Below are 13,400 nucleotides of genomic sequence, written 5' to 3' on the forward strand. Positions count from 1 at the left end.
TCCCCAAGCCCCAAAACCCCCAGGCCGGGAGCCAGGATTCGACGTTTGTCGTGCCAAGTCGTTCCAAAGTCGCCGGCGGAGGTTCGCCCGCGCGGCCAATCACTCCGGAACGGGGTACCGCATTCCCCGGTTTGAGCACGTCCCCGCCGCGCGCTAGGATGCCTTCTTTTACGGAGGCTCATTTGAAACCAATCTTTTTCATCGCCGCCATTGCACTGCTTGCGACGGCTCCCGCACGCTCACAGCCGCTGGTCGATCCCAACAAGGTTGCTCCCGAATTCCGCGAGGCGGCCGAGAAGCGCCGGGCCGAGCAGTTGCGCCAGCGCGAATGCGCGCTGAAGGCGGATCTCGAGAAAGTGCTGCCCAGGGATCGCACCGCCTTTCTCAACCAATGCCTGGACACGATGGCGGCTAAGCAATAGCGGCTGACCGTTTTCCAACCGGCTTGTTCCGCCACCGGCCTCGGCCGGCCGATGGCGCTTGCCCGCACGGTCTGCGAGCATCCGACCACGAAGGCATTCAAGCTTTCTTCAGACATTTGGGATCATCTGACGATCCATTTCCCAAAGTCATTGTTGTCCGCGCATGAGTTCAGTCCAGATTCAGTGCACGCGGTGCAAGAACGTGTTTCGCGATCGCGCCGGGCGGTTGCAGGACGGCTATTCCAGGCAATGTCCGAGCTGCGAAGTGGTGCTGTTCTTCGCCGAGGATTCCCAGCATCCCTTCGTCAAGCGCGCGATGCGCGATGCGCGCAAGGTCCGCAAGGAGATGCGCGAGGCCGAGGCCGCGAAGCTTGCTGCGCCCGAACCGCAGGGGCAGCAGTCGAGGAGGTTCGCCGGACGGACGCGATCTGCGGGACGCGAGGACTAGCTCACCTTCCGCCTCTGCTTCCTCGGAAACAGGCGGTCGCGGATATAGCGCGAGGTCGGCGTCAGACGGATGCCGCGCGGCTTCTGCCAGGCGGCGCGGTCGATCTCCTTTTTGTCGCCGATCGCCAGCCTGCCTTTGGCCGTCTTGGCAATGAAGATCGCGTCGCTCATCTTGCGACCGGAGCGCTTGTTCCTCGCCGTCACTTCCTTCCAGAGGCTGATCCTGCCGAGCTTCAGCTTGGGCAGCTCCTCCCTGATCTCACGCCGCAGGCAGTCCTTGTCGGACTCACGCGCGCGCTTGCGGCCGCCCGGGAACATCCACAGGCCGTCCGACCGGCGTCTGACCAACAAGACCTTGCCGCGCCGCGCGGCAACCAGTTTGGAAGACTTCGCCATTGCTGCCGTCATTGAAACCAGAATCGTCCCAATCGTAACTTGTCTAGTCGAACAGACAAGTTCCCGGCACGTTTTGATCACAGGCCGCGATCCCTCGGGTCCTGGCGCGACACGGCGGAAAGATCGCGCCGTTCGAGGCGAGCTCAGCCCTCGGCCGCCCCCGCCCGATCCTCGGTCCTGATCCAGGCCATCATCATCTCCCAGGCCACCGACAGGATGATCGGCCCGATGAACAGGCCGACGATGCCGTGGGCCAGCGTGCCGCCGATGACGCCGACGAAGATCACGATGGTCGGCGTGGTCAGGCCACGCCCCATCACGAGCGGCTTCAACATGGTGTCGAGGAAGCCGACCACGACGAGAAACACGGTGAGCAACAGCGCCGTGGTGACGTCCTTTGCGGTCCAGATCCAGATGATGACAGGCAGCAGCACGAGGAAGGCGCCGATCTGCACGATCGAGAGCAGCAGCACGATGAAGGCGAGAAGGCCGGCGCTCGGCACCGCGGCGAGCTTGAAGCCGATGCCGGCGAGCAGCGCCTGCACGATCGCGACGCCGATCACCCCCTGCGCCACGGCGCGGATGGTCGCGCCCGCGAGCGACAGGAAATGCTCGGTCTGCTCGGGCACGATGCGAAACAGGAAACCGCGGCTGGCCGCGACCAGCCGCGGCCCATGTGGAAACAAAAAGCCGGCGACGAACACCGACACCAGGAACTGGAGCGTGCCGACGCCGGCATCGCCCGCGAGCGAAAGCAGCGGGCCCGCCAGCGGCTGGAGATACGGCGCTACCTCGCGTACCACCGCGCGGACGTTGGTGTAGGCCTGGTCCCAGAGCTCGTAGAGCAAGGGGCCGACCAGAGGCCACGATTTAAGCTGCTCGGGCGCGGCCTGAAGCGCCAGATCGCCGGTGCCGAGCTGATGCGCCAGCTCACGCACGCCGTCCACCGCGCTGATGCCGAGCCAGGTGGCCGGGCCAATGACGATGCCGAGCGTGATCAGGGTCAGGATCACTGCTGCGGTCTTGGGCCGGCCGCCGAGGATTTTTGCGACCCAGCTGAAGGCCGGATAGAACGCGACCGCGAGCACGCCGCTCCAGGCCAGGATCGGCACGAACGGGCGGATGATCAGGAAGGTCCAGATGATCAGCAGGGCCAGCAGGCCTAGCCGGATCACGAGCTGGATGACATCCTCTCCCGTCAGGAGCTGACGGAGACTTTTCACGGGCACTGCTTTCCTTGCGGCATGAACGCAACTTCCGGTGCTTGCGAGGTCTAGCCGTTATTGCCAGCAACGCATCCGGCGTCAAGGCGACTGGAACCGCCGGGGCGCCCGATTAGGAACACATCGGGGCCTTCCCGCATTCGAAAGACGATGACAGACCCTCCCGGAGAATCCGATGCACGCGCCGGAATGCACCGCGGCATCCGCTATTCCCTGAGGCCGAACGCCGCGCCGGGCTATTGGCAATATGCCTATGCGATCGGCGCCAGGGTCCGCTCCGGACGGGTGCAAGGCAGGCTGCGGCAGCTCGCGGTCAGGCGGGTGCAGATGCGCATCGACCGGGATATGCGGATTGGCAGTTGATCCGGCTGCGAGGCCGCGCCGATCTCGCATGGCCCGCCACGCGGCCGGGCTTGGCTAACGCCCGTTAACCGGATTTCCCCGCCCCGGTTTACGCCGCTGCAAACGCCCGTGACTACCGTGGGTCGAGGTCAACAAAAAGCATTCCGTCAAATGGCCAACAGCATCTGGACGATCGAAGAATTTACCTGTGCAGGTTGCGGCATGAACTACACCGCGACCAGGGAAGAGCACAGCGATTCCCACGCCGGCAGCTTCAAATGCAGCATCTGTAGCGGCGTGGTGCATGCCTGGTCGGGCAAGCATCATTTCTTCGGCTGGCAAGCCGTGAAGACACGGCCGCCCGTGTTCGGCAGGCGCTGGGCTGACGTCGAGTGGTAGGCTGTCCAGCCCTCTGATTGCGCCGTGCCGGTCATCCGGGGTGGACGGGAGGATCGGCCGAATTGCACCGGTACCGTTTGGACTCCGTTCACCGATCGCCGCTAGATCAGGACGGATCCTCCGCGCCGAACAGCAGACATGGCCGACCTCAACGCCGTCCTTACCAGGCTCAACGACCGCCTGCTCCGCCTCGAGGGCGAGCTGTTCGTGCTGCGCTCGCTGGCGCGCGCGACGCTGACGGCGGGCGACGACCATGCGGCGCGGATGCGCAAGCTGGTCGAAGCCGCAAAGATCGCGCTCGACGACGAGGCCAAGCGCCCCCTCGACAAACCGACACGCAAATATGTCGATGCAGCCACCGCGCTGGTGGAGGAATTGCTGGTCGAGCCGACCCCGGCTCGGCCGCTGTTCACGGTGATCGACGGCGGCCGGCGCGACTGAGCGCGCCCGCCTCAGCACGGCGATCGATTACCGCCCGTACATACCGGGAGCGCGTGCGCCGTTGGGAAAGCACTGTCCGCGCGAATAGTTGTAATCGTAGCCGTCGGGACAGAGCCCGCCGCGTCGTCCGTAGGCTTCGGAACGCCCGTAAGCGCCGGGCCCGTGCGCCCCGTTCGGATAGCAGCTGCCGTTCGAGTAATTGTAGTCGTAGCCGTGCGGACAGAGGCCGCCGCCGCGTTGGCGTCCGTAGTATTCGTGCGGCCCGGGATTCCGCGTGTAGACACCCGGCGCATGATAGTCGTTGGGGTAGCAGCGGCCGTTCGAGTGGTTGAAATCATAGCCGTCCGGGCATCGTCCGCCCGGAGCAGCCCTGAACTGAACTTGCTCCACCATGGGCTCAGGCGATGCCGCAGGCACGGTTGCAAATGCCAGCAGGCCGGCCAGCGCAAGCTCGATCATGACGTCTCCTCCAAAATCACGGGGACAAGCCTAGCAGGATTCGTGTCCCACGAAACGACCCGGGGATTGAGACATGGCCGGCCTGAACCATGCATGAACCGGTCTCGGACTGCGACGATGCGTCGTCCCCAATGCTCGCGAGAGTTCGCCTCGCCGCCTTCGCTAGACCGTTTTGGAATTTTCCGCCTTGAGCCGGCTGAGCCCGGCCTCGATGATCGCGATCTCCTCGTCGATCTGGCCGATCGGCAGGCTGAAATCATAGCCGGACCTGCTCTTCAGATCGACCGCGAGCCGCTGCCTGTGCATCATCAGCTCGTCGAGCCCGCGCCGGTTCTTCAGCCGCACATAGCTGTCGACGATCTGCTCAATTGCGCTCGGCATGAAATCTGTCCCGGCGAAAAAGGCCCGCGCGGCGCACAAAGGCCAGCGGGACATTTTCGGTGTCGCGGTACGCAATACAAATCCGCGACGGATTCGTCGATACGCCAGGCTGGTTGAGATCGTGTTACCATTCGATGATTTCGTGATGCGTGGCACGAAAAGGCCGCTGGCGGTTACGCCAGCGGCCAAAGCCGGGTTCGAAAACGGATGCGGGTTGAAATGTCGCCAGCCCCGGTAGGCGCATATCTAGCAGCCGGCCGGAAATACCTCTGTTAAAAACCAAACACAGGAACCGGTTTTATCGCCTGCTTGCCGGCCCATCGTGGCCGCGCGGCAACGCTAGTCCGTGACGCAGAAATAGGTGCGCGGATATCTGCGATAGGCGCCGTAGCGATAATACGGCCGGTAAGCGTAGCCGCGATAGAGCGCCGGCGGCTCCTCACCATAATAGGCACCGTGATAGAAGTTGGTGACCGTTCCTCCGGCGCAACGATAGGCGTCCCAGGTCGGCCCCACGAACGGCGCGACCCCGGTCTCCGGCGGCACAGCCGGGTACGGCCCGCCGGCGTGAGCCGGAAGGGCTGCGATCAGTGTCGCGAAAAGGAAAAGCCAGACGCTTCGCATGCACTCGCTCCCGAGCCGTGCAATGCAGGTATGGAGCACTGGAACGGCCGCCTGCGCAATCGCGAAATCCGTCGCGCCCGCGCCGGCAGATTGTTGATAACCGGCGCAAACGCTGCGCGGGTGGTGACAGGGCGTCCGGACGTGTTATCGGGGGATGACGCAGTTGCGAGACCGGATCGGACACCCATGCGCATTACCCTCGTCGGCTCCCGCCATTTCGGCGTGACCACCCTGAACATGCTCCGGGAGCACGGCGTCTCGGTCGTCCGGGTCGTCGTCGCCGATCGCGAGGATCGGCTCGCCGCGACCGCCAAGGCGGCCGGCATCGAGGTCGCGGTCCAGGCCAATCCGAAGCTGGTGGTGGCCTCCGAGATTGCCCCCGATACCGACCTGATCATCACGGCGCACAGCCACGCCCGGATCGGCAAGGACGCGCTCGCCGCCGCCAGGTTCGGCGGGATCGGCTATCATCCCTCGCTGCTGCCACGCCACCGCGGCAAGGCCGCCGTGGAATGGACTATCAAGGAAGGCGATCCGATCGCCGGCGGCACGATCTATCATCTCGCCGATCGCATGGACGCCGGCGCCATCGCCGCCCAGGACTGGTGCTTCGTGAAGAAGGGCGAGACCGCCCGCGAGCTCTGGGAGCGCGCGCTCGCTCCGCTCGGCCTCAAATTGCTGGCCGACGTGATCGATTATGCCAAGGTCCACAAGGCGCTGCCGTCCAAGACTCAGGACGAGCAGTTCGCGACCTCTGCACCGAGTCTCTCCTGACGTTTACCTTAACGTGAAGGGGCCTTGATTCCGCTCAGAAAAAATCGGGAACGCAAATAAACCATTGTTTCCACAGGAACAATTTTCGATTTGGCATTGCAACAAATTTCCGTCACATTTCGTCCGAATAAGCGTCAGCATATCAGACAAATTCAAGGACGGAATTCATGCGTTTTGGTCGCATCGCGGCGTTCTGTGCCGCTTCAGTTTTGACCGGCACCCTCGCCGCTCCCGCCCTCGCCCAGAGCCCCTATGACGGCAACTGGCAGGTCGTCATCGTCACCAAGAGCGGCACCTGCGAGCCGACCGCAAGCTCCATGCTGACGGTTGCCGACGGCAGGATCACCGCGCCCGGCGCTAACGTTTCCGGCACCATCGGCAGCGGGGGACTTGTGAAAGTTTCGATCAATGGTGCATATGCCAACGGTCAACTCAGCGGCAACGCCGGATCGGGGAAGTGGAATGGAGCATCTGCAGGCATACCGTGCAGCGGGCGGTGGGAAGCATCGCGCCAATAAACCAATTGAGGCTCGCGCCCGGAACCGGCGGCTGCTGATCGCGGCCGCCGTTTTGTTTGCGGCAGCAATCGCCAACACCGAAAGCATGGCCCAGTCGGGCCCCTTCGCCGCGCTGGCGGGTACCTGGAGCGGCGGCGGCGTCGTCACCCTGGACGACGGCTCGACCGAGCGGATCCGCTGCCGGGCCAAATACGCCCCGATCGGACCGACCATGGAGATGTCGCTGACCTGCGCCAGCGACGCCTACAAGTTCAACCTCGGAGCCAACGTCAAGGCTGAAGGCGGCGCGATCGCCGGCAGCTGGTCAGAGGCCAGCCGCAACATCTCTGGCTCGCTTCAGGGCCGCGGTGCCAGCGGAAACTACGAGCTGGTCGCCTCGACCGCCGGCTTCAACGCCAACCTCTCGCTGAAGACGTCCGGCAACAAGCAGAACGTCTCGATCCGCGCGGACAGCCAGTTCCGCGGCGCCAACATCTCGCTGTCGAAGTAAGACCGTAGAGTGACACGGCAGTCGATCCGGCGAGCGCGCCGGGTCGATTTTTTTATGCGCCGGGCACGAACGCCGTGACCTCAATCTCGACCTTGGCCCGCTCGTCCACGAGGCCGCCGATATAGAGCAGCGTCGAGGGCGGGAAATTGCGGCCGAGCGTCTCCTTCCAGGCTGCGCCGATACCCACACCCGCGGCCTCGTATTCGCTGCGACTGGTCAGGTACCAGGTCAGGCGGACGATGTGCTCGGGGCCGGCGCCGGCCTCGGCCAGAAGCTTGATGATCCGCTTCAGCGCGGTCGCGACCTGCGCCGCCATGTCGGGCGCGTAATTGCCGGCCTCATCGCCGCCGGTCTGGCCGGCCAGAACCACCCAGCGGCCCGGCCCTTCCGTCACGACGCCATGAGAAAAACCGCGCGGCTTCTTCCAGTCGGCCGGCTGCAAGATTTGCATGAGCGAACATCTCCCTTTTCTTGTTGTTCAATGACGCCTTAGCACGCCGCCCTGCATCGCTGCATCCGCAGATTTGGCCGTTGCAAACGGCGGCGATGTCGTCGATACCGGCCGTCCTTTCACATTCCATCCTCCAGCACCCTGCCCCCAAACCCCTGCCCAATGAGCGCGACACCGTCCAAAACGATGGCTGCATTGTGGATGGCCGGCTGGCTGTCACTGATGCTGGTCATGGCGGTTGCCGGGCGCGAGACCACGCGCGAGCTCAACGTCTTCCAGATCATGGAGGTGCGTTCGGTAATCGGTTTCACGCTGCTCCTGCCGCTCATCTACCGCGCCGGCGGCTTCAAGGCGGTCGCGACCAAACGCCTGCCGCAGCATCTTGCACGCAATGGGGTCCACTATTTCGCGCAGCTCGGCTGGTTCTACGCACTGACGCTGATCGGAATCGGCCAGGTCGTGGCGATCGAGTTCACCATGCCGATCTGGACTGCGGTGCTGGCCGCAACGTTCCTGTCTGAACGCATGACGGTCTGGAAGATCGCCGCGGTCGTGCTCGGTATCGTCGGCGTCGTCATGATCGTGCGGCCCGCCACCAGCGAAATCAATCCGGGCCAGATGATCGCGCTCGGAGCTGCAATCGGCTTCAGCATCTCGATGATCCTGGCGAAGTCGCTGACTCGGACCGAGAGCGCCTTGTCGATCCTGTTCTGGATGATCATCGTGCAGATGGTCGTGGGCCTGCTGCCGACATTCGCCGTCTGGACCTGGCCGTCAGCCTACCTTTGGGGATGGCTCTTCGTCATCGGTATCTGCGGCACTTTCTCGCACTATTGCCTTGCCAGCGCGCTCCGATATGCCGACGCAACGATCGTGGTTCCCATGGACTTCCTCCGGGTTCCACTGACTGCGACGGCCGGCTGGCTGCTGTATTCCGAGCGGCTCGACGCCTGGACCGTGCTCGGTGCTGTGCTGATCCTGTGCGGCAATCTCCTGAATTTGAAGCCGGCGTCAGCGGTTCCTGCCCGCGCGCGGTGAACCTCGCGCTGCCTCGCGCGACAAAACAAAGCGGCCGTGTGATTTAGATCACGTTGGGAAGCATTCCCATCGTGCACATTCGGCCACACAGCAGCGGGTTGCACGCAACGGACCGCCGTTTCGGTGGCGCGAAGTCGGGCACTTCGTGTAGGTTCGTTGCCAATTCGTTGCTGCCTGCAATTCGATTCTGGGGATTTCAGAATGCGCTATCTCACCCTCCTCGCTTCGCTCATATGCGTGGCACTGTCGGTCAGTGCCGCGAAGGCCGACCGTCGTGTCGCCTTCGTCGTCGGCAACGGCTCCTACAAGAACGTCGCACAATTGCCGAACCCGCCGATCGACGCCAAGGCGATGGCGTCGACGCTGCGCAATGTCGGCTTCGAGGTGATCGAAGGCTCCAATCTCAGCCGCGACCAGATGACGGAGAAGCTGCTCGACTTCGGGCGCAAGGCGCAGGGCTCCGACATCGCACTGTTCTATTATGCCGGCCACGGCATCGCTGTCAGCGGCACCAATTACCTGCTGCCCGTCGACGCCGACATCAAGTCGGAGATGGACGTCAAGCTGGGCGCGGCCATCAACATCGACCTGACGCTCGAGCAGACCATGGGCGATGCCAAGGTCAAGCTCGTCTTCCTCGATGCCTGCCGCGACAATCCGTTCGCCGCCAAGATCAAGTCGAACTCCGCGACGCGCAGCGTCAACGTACAGAGCGGTCTCGCCGAGATGAAATCCGGTGAAGGCACTCTCATCGCGTTCGCCACCGGCCCTGGCCAGACCGCGCTCGACGGTCAGGAGGGCAACAACAGCCCGTTCACCCGTGCGCTGATCGACAACATCACCAAGCCCGGCATCGAGATCCAGCAGGCGATGACGTCGGTGCGCGCCCAGGTCAATGAAGAGACCCGCAAGGGTCAGCTGCCCTGGGGCCACACCAACCTGACCGGCTCGGTCTATCTCAACCAGGCTCCGACAACCCAGGTCGCCAACGCGGCGCCGACCGCTTCTGGCATCGTGCCGGCGGCGAGCGGCAGCTCGGACGGCGTCGAGCTCGAATATTGGCGCTCGGTGAAAGAGTCCAACAAGCCGGAAGAGCTCAACGCCTATCTCTCCGCCTATCCGAACGGTCAGTTCAAGGCGCTGGCGCTGGCACGCCTCGCGGCCATCAAGAGCGGCCCCTCGACCGCGACGCGCACCCTCAACGCCGGCGTAGATCCCGCGACCTTCACCGACGAGGCCACCCAGCTCACCGAGGATCAGATCGGCCTCGACAAGACCCAGCGCCGCGACGTGCAACGTCGTCTCACCGGGCTCGGCTTCGACACCAAGCAGACCGGCGTGTTCAGCGATGAGACCCGGACCGTGCTCAAGCGCTGGCAGGCCGCGCGCGGCTATCCCTCATCGGGTTACCTCAACAAGCACCAGCACAAGGCCCTGATCTCGGAGGTCCAGGCCGCCCCGCCGACCGCGAGCGACACCAGCCAGAAGGCGGCCCGCCGTGCCGCCGCGCCCGCAGGCAGCAGCGCACCGGCACCGGCACCGGCTCCCCAGCGCAGCAATCCCGGCGATGCCGCCGGCGCGGCGTTCGTGGGTGGTGTCGTCGGTGGCATGATGGGCGGCATGTTCCGCCGCTGAGATGCGGTGAGATTGAAAACACAAAGCCCGGCTCGCGCCGGGCTTTTTCTCTGGTGCGACTGTGTCGCAGCATGCTCCGTCGTTGCGAGGTTGGCTACTTCCCCGCGGCCTTGCGCAGCGCCTCGTTGATGCGGTCCTGCCAACCCGGTCCGCCCTCCTGGAAGAACTCCAGCACGTCCTGATCGATGCGCAAGGTGACCTGCTCCTTGATCCCCGGCGCCACGTTCGGCTTCGGCGGCGCCGCGGCGACCTTGGCCGTCACCTTCTTGAACGCCGCCTCGGCCTCGGTCCTGGCATCGCCGAGTGTGCGCGGGCGCCTCGGGGGTTGATCCGCCATGTCCTAGATTCCCTCAAACAGCGCTGTCGAAAGATACCGCTCCGAGAAGGACGGCACGATCGCCAGGATGGTCTTTCCCGCCGCTTCTGGCCGCTTGCCGATCTGGAGCGCGGCCGCGATCGCCGCGCCCGAGGAGATGCCGCCCGGAATGCCCTCGTGCCGCGCCAGCGCGCGCGAGGTCTCGATCGCCGTCGTCGAGTTGATCTTCACGATCTCGTCGATCACGGCGCGATCGAGGATGTCAGGGACGAAGCCGGCGCCGATGCCCTGGATCTTGTGCGGCGTATGCTGTCCGCCTGACAGCACCGGGCTCTCCTCCGGCTCGACCGCGACCACGCGAAGTGAGGCCTTGCGCGGCTTGAGCACCTGGCCGACGCCGGTGATCGTGCCGCCGGTGCCAACGCCGGCCACGAAGAAATCGATATTGCCGCCGGTGTCGTTCCAGATTTCCTCTGCGGTGGTGCGGCGGTGCACCTCGGGATTGGCGAGATTCTTGAACTGCTGCGGCATCACCGAGTTCGGCGTCGTCTTCAACAGCTCCTCGGCGGCGGCGATCGCGCCTTTCATGCCCTGCGCCGCCGGCGTCAGCACCAATTCGGCGCCGAGAAAAGCCAGCATCTTGCGCCGCTCGATCGACATCGATTCCGGCATCACCAGCTTGAGGCGGTAGCCGCGCGAAGCCGCCACGAAGGCGAGCGCAATGCCGGTATTGCCGGAGGTCGGCTCGATCAGCACGGTGTCGGGCTTGACGATGCCCGCCTTCTCCATCGCGATGATCATGGCCGCGCCGATGCGGTCCTTCACGCTTGCGGCAGGACTGAAATATTCAAGTTTTGCCAAAACCGTGGCATTCACATCGTGCATGCCGGGCAGCCGGCGCAACCGCACAGTCGGTGTATTGCCGAATGCGTCGACGATCGAGTCATAGATCCGGCCGCGGCCGGGTTGGTGCGCTGCACTCGTGTTGGACGATGCGTCCATGATGAACTCCCTGTGACGACATTGCGCTTCTTACGCAGCTCATTCGCAGTTACGGATAGCCTGCGACGACACGCAAGCGACAATTGCGGCACATGTTAAATACGCTGCATCGCAAAATCGCGTGAGCTTTAATTAGCAGAAAACCAACGCATTTGTGTTGCGACCTCGTCAACTGATTCTGCGTATGTTAGACTTAGGTCTCAAAGCAGAGAGGTCACCATGATGTCAGCAGCTGCTGAAGTGATGTCGACCGTAGCGCTAAGGCGTGATCCGCGTTGCAGCGAATTGCCGACCTGTCCCGTCTGCGCCGATTCCATGGTCGCCGCCGAAGCATCCGCCTACATCTCGGACCACGTCATCAGCTATCTCTGGACCTGCGACAATTGCGGCTACGGCTTCGTCACCAAGCACGCCGTGAAGCGTCGGTTCGTGTGCAACTAGCGCAGTTGCCCTAGCGCGGGGCGATATCGCCCCTCGCCCAGTCCGCACGCGTACGCTGATAGAACTCATCGAATTTTCCGTGTGCGATCGCGTCCCGGATGCCCTGCATCAGGAACTGGTAGTAAGCGATATTGATTTCAGACAGCAGCATCGCGCCCAGCGTCTCGCCCGCCTTGACGAGATGGTGCAGATAGGCGCGCGCGTAGTTGCGCGCCGACGGCCATGAGCTCTCCTCATCCAGCGGACGCGGATCGTCGGCGTGGCGCGCGTTGCGCAAATTCACCTGGCCGAAGCGCGTGAAGGCGACACCGTGCCGGCCATTGCGCGTCGGCATCACGCAATCGAACATGTCGATGCCGCGCTTGACGGCTTCGAGGATGTCGTCGGGCGTGCCGACGCCCATCAGATAGCGCGGGCGCTGTTTCGGCAGCAAGGGTGCGGTCTCGTCGATCATCGCCAGCATCACCGCCTGCGGCTCGCCGACGGCAAGGCCGCCGATTGCATAGCCATGGAAGCCGATCGCAACGAGACCTTGCGCGCTCTCATGGCGAAGCTGGGGAATGTCGCCGCCCTGCACGATGCCGAACAGCATATAGCCGTCGGGGGCGCTCTCGAAGGCGCGCTTGCTTCGTTCGGCCCAGCGCAACGACAATTGCATCGCGCGCTCGATGTCGGCGCGCTCGGCCGGCAGCCGCACGCATTCGTCCATCTGCATGGCGACATCGGAGCCGAGCAAGCGCTGCACCTCGATCGAGCGCTCCGGCGACAGCTCGACCTTGGCACCGTCGATATGCGAGCGGAAGGTGACGGCATTCTCGGTGACCTTCCGCAAGTCCGACAGCGACATCACCTGGAAACCGCCGGAATCCGTCAGCATCGGCCCGTTCCAGCCGGTGAACTTCTGCAAGCCGCCAAGGGCTGCGATCCGCTCGGCGCTCGGACGCAGCATCAGGTGATAAGTGTTGCCGAGCACGATGTCGGCGCCGGCATCGCGCACCTCGCGCCAGTGCATGCCCTTCATGGCGCCGGCGGTGCCCACCGGCATGAAGGCGGGCGTGCGCACCACGCCATGAGGCGTGGTCAGGCACCCGGTCCGCGCGGCGCCATCAGTGCCGAGCAATTCAAAGTGATTGGGAAGATCATGGTCCGGATTCATGGCCGTGCTTATTGCGTGTCGGCGAAGACCGATCAACCCACCCGCCGCCCCCTCGCAGCCGGCTATTGCCTCGGACTGGGACACAAATGGGCGCGAATATCGGCGTCGCCACCCTTGTTAAACAAAACGATACAGTGTAGTTTTATCTTGGGGGCTGGACGAGATGCCGCGGCAAATTTGCCGGCGGCGGTAAATGCGTGATCGCCAGCCACCGACAATGCCCTTCGCTTCCTGTTCGACTGATGTCGCCGGCCGCTCGCATGACTGGATCAGGCAGACAGGCGGCCGCCTGGCCGGATTTCTGCTCCTGGCGTGCAGCCTGGTGCTCGGCGCCTGTACCTCGCTGCCCCGCACGCCTTATACGGCCGCAGAAGCCAGCACCTCGCGCGTGCTCGAGATCGACGGCCTCAGGCGCTACGCCGACGAGCCCATCACGAAATTCAGC

Annotated in this window: 20 protein-coding genes and 1 pseudogene; 12 read left to right on the forward strand and 9 right to left on the reverse strand. The window is 64.1% G+C overall.

The genetic code is table 11. The features are described from left to right. The first annotated feature begins 158 nt into the window (after positions 1-158). Positions 159-422 carry a hypothetical protein gene (locus CV770_RS38525; RefSeq protein WP_049801975.1) on the forward strand — a complete coding sequence of 88 codons (264 nt, stop codon included), beginning with the start codon at positions 159-161 and terminating at the stop codon, positions 420-422. Positions 423-585: 163 nt separating this feature from the next. Beyond that, positions 586-870, forward strand: coding sequence for a hypothetical protein (locus CV770_RS38530; protein WP_028144533.1), 285 nt, complete (start codon positions 586-588; stop codon positions 868-870). Here CV770_RS38530 and CV770_RS38535 read toward each other — a convergent pair. Together CV770_RS38535 and CV770_RS38540 are read right to left on the reverse strand one after the other, a co-directional pair. Next, on the reverse strand, positions 867-1,265 hold the full coding sequence (locus tag CV770_RS38535) for an NUDIX hydrolase (protein WP_165637610.1): 399 nt from the start codon (positions 1,263-1,265) through the stop codon (positions 867-869). The two genes, CV770_RS38530 and CV770_RS38535, sit on opposite strands and share 4 nt — an antisense overlap. 143 nt (positions 1,266-1,408) lie before the next feature. Then, positions 1,409-2,488 (reverse strand): AI-2E family transporter, encoded by a 1,080-nt coding sequence (locus tag CV770_RS38540; RefSeq protein ID WP_370092373.1) that lies wholly within the window; start codon positions 2,486-2,488, stop codon positions 1,409-1,411. 150 nt (positions 2,489-2,638) lie between these two features. Between CV770_RS38540 and CV770_RS41920 the strand changes: the two genes are divergently transcribed. The 3 genes from CV770_RS41920 (at position 2,639) to CV770_RS38550 (ending at position 3,670) form a co-directional block, all read left to right on the forward strand. After that, complete coding sequence (locus CV770_RS41920) at positions 2,639-2,851, forward strand: hypothetical protein (RefSeq protein WP_129590933.1); 213 nt, start codon at positions 2,639-2,641, stop codon at positions 2,849-2,851. Between the two features lie 150 nt (positions 2,852-3,001). Beyond that, the gene (locus CV770_RS38545) at positions 3,002-3,229 is read left to right on the forward strand and encodes a hypothetical protein (protein WP_091963410.1); all 228 of its coding nucleotides are present in this window, start codon (positions 3,002-3,004) and stop codon (positions 3,227-3,229) included. A 138-nt stretch (positions 3,230-3,367) separates the two neighbouring features. Then, a complete protein-coding gene (locus CV770_RS38550) occupies positions 3,368-3,670 on the forward strand; it encodes a hypothetical protein (protein ID WP_018317940.1) in 303 nt (100 codons plus the stop codon). A 27-nt stretch (positions 3,671-3,697) separates the two neighbouring features. On the opposite strand, the gene CV770_RS38555 is transcribed toward CV770_RS38550, so the two are convergent. The 3 genes from CV770_RS38555 to CV770_RS38565 all read right to left on the reverse strand — a co-directional run bounded on the left by CV770_RS38555 (position 3,698) and on the right by CV770_RS38565 (position 5,134). Continuing rightward, a complete protein-coding gene (locus CV770_RS38555) occupies positions 3,698-4,129 on the reverse strand; it encodes a hypothetical protein (RefSeq protein ID WP_091963407.1) in 432 nt (143 codons plus the stop codon). Positions 4,130-4,291: 162 nt separating this feature from the next. After that, complete coding sequence (locus CV770_RS38560) at positions 4,292-4,510, reverse strand: hypothetical protein (protein WP_091963404.1); 219 nt, start codon at positions 4,508-4,510, stop codon at positions 4,292-4,294. Positions 4,511-4,849: 339 nt separating this feature from the next. After that, a complete protein-coding gene (locus tag CV770_RS38565; RefSeq protein WP_104466043.1) occupies positions 4,850-5,134 on the reverse strand; it encodes a hypothetical protein in 285 nt (94 codons plus the stop codon). Between the two features lie 186 nt (positions 5,135-5,320). Here CV770_RS38565 and CV770_RS38570 point away from each other — a divergent pair, with 186 nt between their 5' ends. The 3 genes from CV770_RS38570 to CV770_RS38580 all read left to right on the forward strand — a co-directional run bounded on the left by CV770_RS38570 (position 5,321) and on the right by CV770_RS38580 (position 6,916). Next, positions 5,321-5,908: a formyltransferase family protein gene (locus tag CV770_RS38570; RefSeq protein WP_104466044.1), complete on the forward strand. Its 588-nt coding sequence runs from the start codon at positions 5,321-5,323 to the stop codon at positions 5,906-5,908. A 167-nt stretch (positions 5,909-6,075) separates the two neighbouring features. Continuing rightward, a complete protein-coding gene (locus tag CV770_RS38575; RefSeq protein WP_091963396.1) occupies positions 6,076-6,426 on the forward strand; it encodes a hypothetical protein in 351 nt (116 codons plus the stop codon). Then, a complete protein-coding gene (locus CV770_RS38580) occupies positions 6,371-6,916 on the forward strand; it encodes a hypothetical protein (protein WP_201760225.1) in 546 nt (181 codons plus the stop codon). Before CV770_RS38575 ends, CV770_RS38580 begins: the two co-directional genes overlap by 56 nt. A 52-nt stretch (positions 6,917-6,968) precedes the next feature. Here the strand turns inward: CV770_RS38580 and CV770_RS38585 are convergent, their stop codons facing one another. After that, a complete protein-coding gene (locus tag CV770_RS38585) occupies positions 6,969-7,367 on the reverse strand; it encodes a RidA family protein (RefSeq protein ID WP_091963390.1) in 399 nt (132 codons plus the stop codon). A gap of 162 nt (positions 7,368-7,529) precedes the next feature. Here CV770_RS38585 and CV770_RS38590 point away from each other — a divergent pair, with 162 nt between their 5' ends. Together CV770_RS38590 and CV770_RS38595 are read left to right on the forward strand one after the other, a co-directional pair. Beyond that, positions 7,530-8,405: a DMT family transporter gene (locus tag CV770_RS38590; protein ID WP_104466046.1), complete on the forward strand. Its 876-nt coding sequence runs from the start codon at positions 7,530-7,532 to the stop codon at positions 8,403-8,405. 201 nt (positions 8,406-8,606) lie between these two features. Then, the gene (locus CV770_RS38595; protein ID WP_104466047.1) at positions 8,607-10,040 is read left to right on the forward strand and encodes a caspase family protein; all 1,434 of its coding nucleotides are present in this window, start codon (positions 8,607-8,609) and stop codon (positions 10,038-10,040) included. Between the two features lie 94 nt (positions 10,041-10,134). On the opposite strand, the gene CV770_RS38600 is transcribed toward CV770_RS38595, so the two are convergent. Both CV770_RS38600 and cysK read right to left on the reverse strand, forming a co-directional pair. Further along, positions 10,135-10,377 carry a BrnA antitoxin family protein gene (locus CV770_RS38600; RefSeq protein WP_028144522.1) on the reverse strand — a complete coding sequence of 81 codons (243 nt, stop codon included), beginning with the start codon at positions 10,375-10,377 and terminating at the stop codon, positions 10,135-10,137. A 3-nt stretch (positions 10,378-10,380) separates the two neighbouring features. Then, the gene (gene cysK, locus CV770_RS38605; protein WP_104466048.1) at positions 10,381-11,358 is read right to left on the reverse strand and encodes a cysteine synthase A; all 978 of its coding nucleotides are present in this window, start codon (positions 11,356-11,358) and stop codon (positions 10,381-10,383) included. 222 nt (positions 11,359-11,580) lie between these two features. Between cysK and CV770_RS38610 the strand changes: the two genes are divergently transcribed. Continuing rightward, positions 11,581-11,799 carry a hypothetical protein gene (locus tag CV770_RS38610; RefSeq protein ID WP_091963695.1) on the forward strand — a complete coding sequence of 73 codons (219 nt, stop codon included), beginning with the start codon at positions 11,581-11,583 and terminating at the stop codon, positions 11,797-11,799. A gap of 10 nt (positions 11,800-11,809) precedes the next feature. Here CV770_RS38610 and tgt read toward each other — a convergent pair whose 3' ends face one another. Then, entirely contained in the window at positions 11,810-12,955 is a 1,146-nt protein-coding gene (tgt, locus tag CV770_RS38615; protein ID WP_104466049.1) for a tRNA guanosine(34) transglycosylase Tgt, read from the reverse strand. A 193-nt stretch (positions 12,956-13,148) separates the two neighbouring features. Here tgt and CV770_RS38620 point away from each other — a divergent pair. Beyond that, positions 13,149-13,400: pseudogene (locus CV770_RS38620) on the forward strand (patatin-like phospholipase family protein); the annotation flags it as partial.

The organism is Bradyrhizobium sp. AC87j1 (assembly GCF_002936975.1).
GTDB classification, from domain to species: Bacteria; Pseudomonadota; Alphaproteobacteria; order Rhizobiales; family Xanthobacteraceae; genus Bradyrhizobium; species Bradyrhizobium shewense.

Bases quoted from the DNA above. Each gene is read 5' to 3' on its own strand.
- CV770_RS38525 (WP_049801975.1), top strand. From the start codon at position 159: ATGCCTTCTTTTACGGAGGCTCATTTGAAACCAATCTTTTTCATCGCC.
- CV770_RS38530 (WP_028144533.1), top strand. From the start codon at position 586: ATGAGTTCAGTCCAGATTCAGTGCACGCGGTGCAAGAACGTGTTTCGC.
- CV770_RS38535 (WP_165637610.1), bottom strand. From the start codon at position 1,265: ATGGCGAAGTCTTCCAAACTGGTTGCCGCGCGGCGCGGCAAGGTCTTG.
- CV770_RS41920 (WP_129590933.1), top strand. From the start codon at position 2,639: ATGACAGACCCTCCCGGAGAATCCGATGCACGCGCCGGAATGCACCGC.
- CV770_RS38545 (WP_091963410.1), top strand. From the start codon at position 3,002: ATGGCCAACAGCATCTGGACGATCGAAGAATTTACCTGTGCAGGTTGC.
- CV770_RS38550 (WP_018317940.1), top strand. From the start codon at position 3,368: ATGGCCGACCTCAACGCCGTCCTTACCAGGCTCAACGACCGCCTGCTC.
- CV770_RS38555 (WP_091963407.1), bottom strand. From the start codon at position 4,129: ATGATCGAGCTTGCGCTGGCCGGCCTGCTGGCATTTGCAACCGTGCCT.
- CV770_RS38560 (WP_091963404.1), bottom strand. From the start codon at position 4,510: ATGCCGAGCGCAATTGAGCAGATCGTCGACAGCTATGTGCGGCTGAAG.
- CV770_RS38565 (WP_104466043.1), bottom strand. From the start codon at position 5,134: ATGCGAAGCGTCTGGCTTTTCCTTTTCGCGACACTGATCGCAGCCCTT.
- CV770_RS38570 (WP_104466044.1), top strand. From the start codon at position 5,321: ATGCGCATTACCCTCGTCGGCTCCCGCCATTTCGGCGTGACCACCCTG.
- CV770_RS38575 (WP_091963396.1), top strand. From the start codon at position 6,076: ATGCGTTTTGGTCGCATCGCGGCGTTCTGTGCCGCTTCAGTTTTGACC.
- CV770_RS38580 (WP_201760225.1), top strand. From the start codon at position 6,371: ATGGAGCATCTGCAGGCATACCGTGCAGCGGGCGGTGGGAAGCATCGC.
- CV770_RS38585 (WP_091963390.1), bottom strand. From the start codon at position 7,367: ATGCAAATCTTGCAGCCGGCCGACTGGAAGAAGCCGCGCGGTTTTTCT.
- CV770_RS38590 (WP_104466046.1), top strand. From the start codon at position 7,530: ATGAGCGCGACACCGTCCAAAACGATGGCTGCATTGTGGATGGCCGGC.
- CV770_RS38595 (WP_104466047.1), top strand. From the start codon at position 8,607: ATGCGCTATCTCACCCTCCTCGCTTCGCTCATATGCGTGGCACTGTCG.
- CV770_RS38600 (WP_028144522.1), bottom strand. From the start codon at position 10,377: ATGGCGGATCAACCCCCGAGGCGCCCGCGCACACTCGGCGATGCCAGG.
- cysK (WP_104466048.1), bottom strand. From the start codon at position 11,358: ATGGACGCATCGTCCAACACGAGTGCAGCGCACCAACCCGGCCGCGGC.
- CV770_RS38610 (WP_091963695.1), top strand. From the start codon at position 11,581: ATGTCAGCAGCTGCTGAAGTGATGTCGACCGTAGCGCTAAGGCGTGAT.
- tgt (WP_104466049.1), bottom strand. From the start codon at position 12,955: ATGAATCCGGACCATGATCTTCCCAATCACTTTGAATTGCTCGGCACT.